Source organism: Candidatus Jordarchaeum sp., from assembly GCF_052745115.1.
Genome location: NZ_JBRAKS010000232.1, coordinates 1 through 6,093 on the forward strand (window position 1 = coordinate 1; position 6,093 = coordinate 6,093).

The 6,093-nt window shown below is 41.1% G+C and carries 5 protein-coding genes; 4 read left to right on the top strand and 1 reads right to left on the bottom strand.

What is annotated here, in order from left to right; translation table 11 throughout:
* The first annotated feature begins 259 nt into the window (after positions 1-259).
* The 3 genes from ACUVXA_RS14545 to ACUVXA_RS14555 are packed head-to-tail and all read left to right on the top strand — an operon-like array spanning position 260 to position 4,083.
* Positions 260-805: a 4Fe-4S dicluster domain-containing protein gene (locus tag ACUVXA_RS14545; RefSeq protein WP_445872003.1), complete on the top strand. Its 546-nt coding sequence runs from the start codon at positions 260-262 to the stop codon at positions 803-805.
* Entirely contained in the window at positions 802-1,689 is an 888-nt protein-coding gene (hdrB, locus tag ACUVXA_RS14550; protein ID WP_445872004.1) for a CoB--CoM heterodisulfide reductase subunit B, read from the top strand. The genes ACUVXA_RS14545 and hdrB overlap by 4 nt, the downstream gene beginning before the upstream one ends.
* 9 nt (positions 1,690-1,698) lie before the next feature.
* Positions 1,699-4,083, top strand: coding sequence for an FAD-dependent oxidoreductase (locus tag ACUVXA_RS14555; protein ID WP_445872005.1), 2,385 nt, complete (start codon positions 1,699-1,701; stop codon positions 4,081-4,083).
* Positions 4,084-4,127: 44 nt separating this feature from the next.
* Here ACUVXA_RS14555 and ACUVXA_RS14560 read toward each other — a convergent pair whose 3' ends face one another.
* The gene (locus tag ACUVXA_RS14560) at positions 4,128-4,901 is read right to left on the bottom strand and encodes a cyclase family protein (protein WP_445872006.1); all 774 of its coding nucleotides are present in this window, start codon (positions 4,899-4,901) and stop codon (positions 4,128-4,130) included.
* Between the two features lie 297 nt (positions 4,902-5,198).
* Here ACUVXA_RS14560 and ACUVXA_RS14565 point away from each other — a divergent pair, with 297 nt between their 5' ends.
* Positions 5,199-5,873, top strand: a complete 675-nt coding sequence (locus tag ACUVXA_RS14565) for a winged helix-turn-helix transcriptional regulator (protein ID WP_445872007.1) — start codon at positions 5,199-5,201, stop codon at positions 5,871-5,873.
* Positions 5,874-6,093 lie beyond the last annotated feature (220 nt).

Here is a 6,093-nt window from a genome sequence, read left to right on the forward strand (position 1 = left end):
TCTCTCCACTATAAGGGTATCCCTACCCCCAAAAACTCATTTTCAAATACTGAAACTATACAAAAAGATTTTATACTGAAAGAAAATTGTATGCGTGGAATATTAATGGTTGTATCTTGCGAAAGAAACTTTAGAAATATCTGTAGAGTAATGTGGCATTCATTATAATGATATTAAAAATGATAACCGGCAAAGACTTGCCAACGGTTTATTGGTTAAGAGTATATTATTAGTTTGTTAAAAAATTGGAGGATTCAAATTGGTTGAGGCATCGTCGGATATGGATAGTCGTTTCCGAGAGGAGATTACGGAAACTCGTGAAGGAGAAACCTTAAACTACTGCTACCAATGCTCGACCTGCTCTGGCTGCTGCCCGGTGTTCAGATATAATTCAAAATTCAATCCTCGGAGAATCGTTGAAAACACTCTGCTTGGAAGAAGAGACCGCCTCGTTGGAAGTCCGGAAATTTGGCTTTGCACCGTGTGTCATACTTGTACCGAGAAGTGTCCTCAGGGAGTAAAGGTTTCGGAAATCATCATTGAACTTAAAAACCTCTCCACCAAAGAAGGCCATTTCCCAGAGCATTTACAGGAGGAAGCAAAGGCATTACTGGAATTCGGAATGGTCAGCCCCGCCACCAAGGCTATTCTATCTCGAAGGGAAAAGCTGGGTTTACCCGTGATTGAAAACGCCCCTCCGGAAGAAATACGCACATTGACCAGCTATACTGGTTTCGATAGACTTGTAGAAAACAGAAAACCCGTGGAGGGCGAAACCCAAAAGAAGGAAGCATCAGGAGAATGAGTCACGATTACGCTCTGTTTCTAGGTTGCACGATACCGAACCGTTTACCACATCTTGAAGTGGCTACCAGAATAACATTGAAGAGTCTGGATGTAAACGTAAAAGATTTACCGGGATTCGCTTGCTGTCCTGATCCGGTTGGTTTCTCTGCGTTGGACAGGTTTACATGGCTTGTTCTAGCCTCTCGAAATCTGGTGGTCGCCGAAGAAGCAGGGCTAGATGTTTTGACACTGTGCAGTGGATGTTTCGAGTCGCTGGTGACCGCCAATTATGTGCTCAAAAATGAAAACGGTTTCAAAGATAAGATTAATGAGGCTTTAGCCAAAGTGGGTAAAGAATACAAGGGCACTGTTGATGTTAGGCATCTACTTCAAGTATTGTATGAGGATGTGGGACCTGAGAAGATTGAAGCCACAGTCAAAAGGCCTCTTAAAGGAATAAAGGTGGCCATTCATTATGGTTGCCACGTTCTCAGACCAAGCGAGGTCGTGCAGGTGGATGATCCTTTTAATCCTACTTATTTTGAGAGCATAGTGAAAGCCACTGGAGCAACACCTGTTGATTATCAGAAAAAGTTCCTGTGCTGCGGAGTAGGAGTGCGCTCTGTGGATGAAGAAACAACAAACAAAATGATAGAGGAAAAGCTAAGATACATTAAGCTCTCGGGGGCGGATCTCTTGTGTGTGGTCTGTCCATTCTGTCTAATTCAATATGACATCGGGCAATTTCAAATAAATAAGGCTATGGGCACAGACTATAACATCCCTGTCTTCTACTATCCTCAACTACTAGCCCTAGCCCAGGGCATATCCGCTGATGAATTGAACTTTAAATTCCAGAGAATGAAACCTGACGCAGTACTTGAAAAAATCGAAAACCTGTAGGTGATTTACATGGCTCCCAAGATTGGTTTGTTTATATGTGACTGTGGAAAAACCCTATCCCAAGTTATCGATTACGATGTGCTAATATCTGATCTAGAAAAAACCGGAAAATTCACATTCATAGAAAGATACAGCGTACTTTGCAAATCAGATTTAGAAAAAATGTTAAAGAAACTCAAGGAAAGCAAGGTTGACAAAGTGGTGGTTGCCGCCTGTACTCCAAAACTTTACGAATCCACATGGGGGCATCTGCTTGAAGACGCTGAGATGAACTATTTCGACTTGGTAATTGCAAACATCAGAGAGCAATGTGCCTGGGTGCATCGGGGAGACCCCAAAGAATTAACAACGGAGAAAGCTAGAGGCCTAATTATTTCCGCAGCTAACAGAGCAGAGGTCTTGGAGGAAATCCCCCGGGAAAAGATACCCATCACTCAGAAAGTAGTGGTGATTGGAGGGGGAATAGCCGGATTAACCGCAGCTCAAGAATTAGCAGAACTTGGAATTGATGTTGATGTAATTGAAAGAAAACCAACAGTGGGTGGACTCTGTCTAGAGCTAGGAACAGTATTTCCAACACAAGACTGTTCTCTTTGCGTTAGAACAACAGGATGCCCCGGATTAGGCGTTGGTTCACCCCGCAGATGTATTTACAGAGCCAACCTAGAGTTCAATCCGAAAATCAAGTTTTACACCAACTCCGAAGTGGTGGATGTTCTGGGCGATGTGGGCAAATATAAGGTCGTGGTTAAAAAGAACCCAAGATACGTAAGCGAGGAAAAATGCATTAGATGTAACGAGTGTGTCAAAGTCTGCCCCGTTGAGGTACCTGACGACTTTAATCTGGGACTCACCACAAGAAAAGCAATATACATGCCATTCGTACAAGCCATCCCCCAGATCTATGCAATTGATCCAGAAACCTGCAAGTTTGAAGAGTGCAAAAAATGCGTAGAAGTCTGTCCCACAAATGCTATTGATCTAAAAGAAAAGGAAGAAACCTTCACAATCGAAGCAGGTGCCATGATAATCGCCACCGGTTTTGACCAGTATAATCCGGCCTTGGTTAGAGAATATAACTATGAGCTTTATCCCGATGTGATCACCCAGATAGAATTAGCGCGGTTACTTGATGTCACTGGTCCCACCCAAGGGAAACTAATACGCCTTTCAGATGGCAAAACAGTTAAAAGAGTTGTCATGATTCAATGTGTGGGTTCCCGAGACGAGAAACACAATCCCCAATGTTCAAACATCTGCTGTATGGTTGCCTTAAAACACGCGATCATGATAAAGGAACAATTCCCCGAAATAGAGGTAGTGATTGAATACATGGATATTCGACCGATAGGCTCAAGATACGAGGAATACTACCGCAGAGCTCGAGAACTAGGAGTAATCTTCATCAGAGGAAGACCGGGAGAAGTTATTTCCAACGGTGAAAGACTAATAGTTGAGGGCGAGAACATTTTTACCGGCGAGTTCGAACAAGTAGAAGCGGACCTTGTTGTATTAAGCATGGCCATGGTTCCATCAAAAGGCACCCAGGAACTTGCAAGAATGCTAGGAGTAGCCCTGGCACCCGACGGTTTCTTTGACGTAGTGGATCGCAAAGTGCGTCCTTCAGAAACAAACGTTGTTGGAGTATTCTTAGCTGGTGGAGCAATGACACCTATGGACATACCCAACGCGGTATCATACGCTGCCGGCGCAACTATGGGTGCGGTGAAGCTTTTAAACCAGAAAGAAATTGAGAAACCCTTACTTACATCTGTTGTTAATGAGGAGATTTGTAGTTCGTGTAGAATATGTGAATGGGCTTGTCCCTTTGATGCTGCCCACGTAGGCGAAGAAGCTGCTCAGGTTAACCAAGCAAAGTGCTTCGGTTGTGGCATATGCGCCGCAGCATGTCCCTCTGGCTGCATTGATCTAAGGCATCACACCAGTAAGCAACTTAAGGCTGCAATTAATGGTGTTTTGGGAAACGGTGGAGAAACCAAGAAAATTGTGGCCATCACTTGCTTGGAGTGCGGTTATTCCACTATGGATGACGCGGGCATGCTCGGTATGCAATATCCAGTAAATGTGAGCATTGTGGAGGTACCTTGCGCAGCATCGGTTGATACACAAGTGGTTCTAGACGCATTCACCAATGGTGCAGACGGCGTTATGCTCATCGGATGTGATCGATGCCATTATCTTAGAGGAGCTGATGTTGCTAACTTGAGGGTTTCAATATTGCGAAAGCTTCTGGAACAGTTTGGTATAGAAACTGAGAGGTTACAGGCGTTCTTTGGGGATTGCCACGATGCTGGTGAATTAATTGAAAAAATAAAAGGTATGATCGAAAAAATTGATAGTTTGGACAAAACTGAAAGTATTCTTATGCCATAATTGCACTTTCTTTTTTTCCTTGAAATATTTTTTTCCTTAATAATTTAGGTTTTTATTGCGAATGCTCGACAAGGTAGTGCTGTTATCGATATTGCTTTTGCAGCCATTTTATCCACAGCTTCCACTCTTAAAGGTGGAAAGCATAGTGTAAAGCTTTCCATGTCTCTGATTTTTTCTAGATTAAGATTTTGGATGATTATGCAGTTTGCATTTAGTAAAATTAGGTGGTTTGTGGCTTTGGGGTCTTTTATCGGTTGTAGAAAACCTTCCGCTCCCTCATCAACCACATAGGGGAATGAGGGGGGATAATCAGGCATGTCTAAAGAAGGACAATCAATTCCTAGTGCACCAAGTCCAAAATTAGCGATTATTTCGGCACATTCTTTTCCTATTTGGGGAAAACTGTTATAATATTTCTCAGGGTCCGTTTTCCAGAATTTGCCGAAACCGGTCTTAATCAGTAATGCTTTATCCTTTAATGAGGGGACTTCTTTGAGTTTTTCAATCATCTCTTCTCCCGTGATGTATTCATTTTCACCTTTTTTGAATTCCACTGTTAAAGCCTCACAAATAAAGTCCGATATGTCGTAATCCTGCGGTTCTTTGCCTGCTAATAGGAGGGATGAAGGAAAATCTATGTGGGTTCCAGCGTGTGTTTCTAAATTAATGATTGAAGACAAATATTGAAAAGTTTGTTTTCCGATGGTAATGCTGTGGCCGATGGATTTTATGCGAAATTCATAATTGTACATGTTTGGAAAAGCGGCTGCCCCTATGAAGTCATAGAAATAGGCTTGGGTTAAGTCAACTATTTGCAAGTGTTTAACCTCTTTTCATACTTTTTGTTAATGACTTATTCACTACATTTCTTTAAGCGGTGCGCGTACGTATTTCTCTATTATTAGTACACTTTTTATTTCTTCAATCCCAATATTTTAGTTTTCAAGCTAAAATAGATAAATTCATTCTAAATTTAAGTTCATTAATTATTTTTAAACTGGAAAATATTAAAATGTTTATCTTATTCTCCTTAATACAGGTTACAGGTAAAAATGGGAGTCTTGCGACAAGGTTTTATATACCGTCTCCTTTTTTAATCTGGAGAGGCTTTAGAATTGTCGGAGAAGAGGCTCACATTATTACTGCATCCGGTACGCAGAGAAATTTATAGGATGATTTGCGAAAAACCGGGAACCTATTTTTTAGAACTTGCCAGTGAACTGGCTACTCCGCCAGGAACCCTTTCTTGGCATCTGAGAACTCTCCAAAAATCGGGTTTAATTGGTAGCTTCAAGTATGGGGGAAAACTGGTTTATTATCCTAAGGTTTTGCGTGACAAAGAGGCTGAAAAAGCTTTCTTCAGCCTTAGAAGTGCTACCGCCAAAAATATTTTCCAGTATATTGTTAATAAACCTGGGTGCCACCAGAGAGAAATAGCAAAAAATCTGAGTGTTCACCACGATACAGTACGCTGGCATGTCGCAAGAATGGTTGATACCGGCCTAGTTGATTCGGAAAGGGATGGAAGGAAGGTTCGCTATTCCCTAGGAGATATGGGTAAAAAGTTGCTTGAGGGCAGTCTAAACGTTATTACTGATGCTTTTGTGCTTTTTCTTATGGATAATTTAACCGATCGTTGTCAAAACCCGGAGATTATAGGTAAGAGTAGTGATAAGGTTACAATAAGGCTTGACTGTCCGGATCTCCAAGAAGATTGTACATTGGAGATTAAACTTGATAAATGGGAATTTACAAATATTGAAAATGGAAATGAACTAGAAAAAGCATAATAACATAGCTGAATTCACTTATTAAAGAAAAGTTAAATAATGATAGTTATCCACATTTTTATGGATGGAAGAGATTATCATAGATTGTTTCTTAAAGCGTTTAATTATTATTTGTATTTATTTCATTTTCTAAATATATCTTAATATTGTTTAAGATAAAGGAAGGGGGTTCTGGTGCCAAATACGGTTGGTAAGGTTAATTTGTGGGTCACGCCATTCT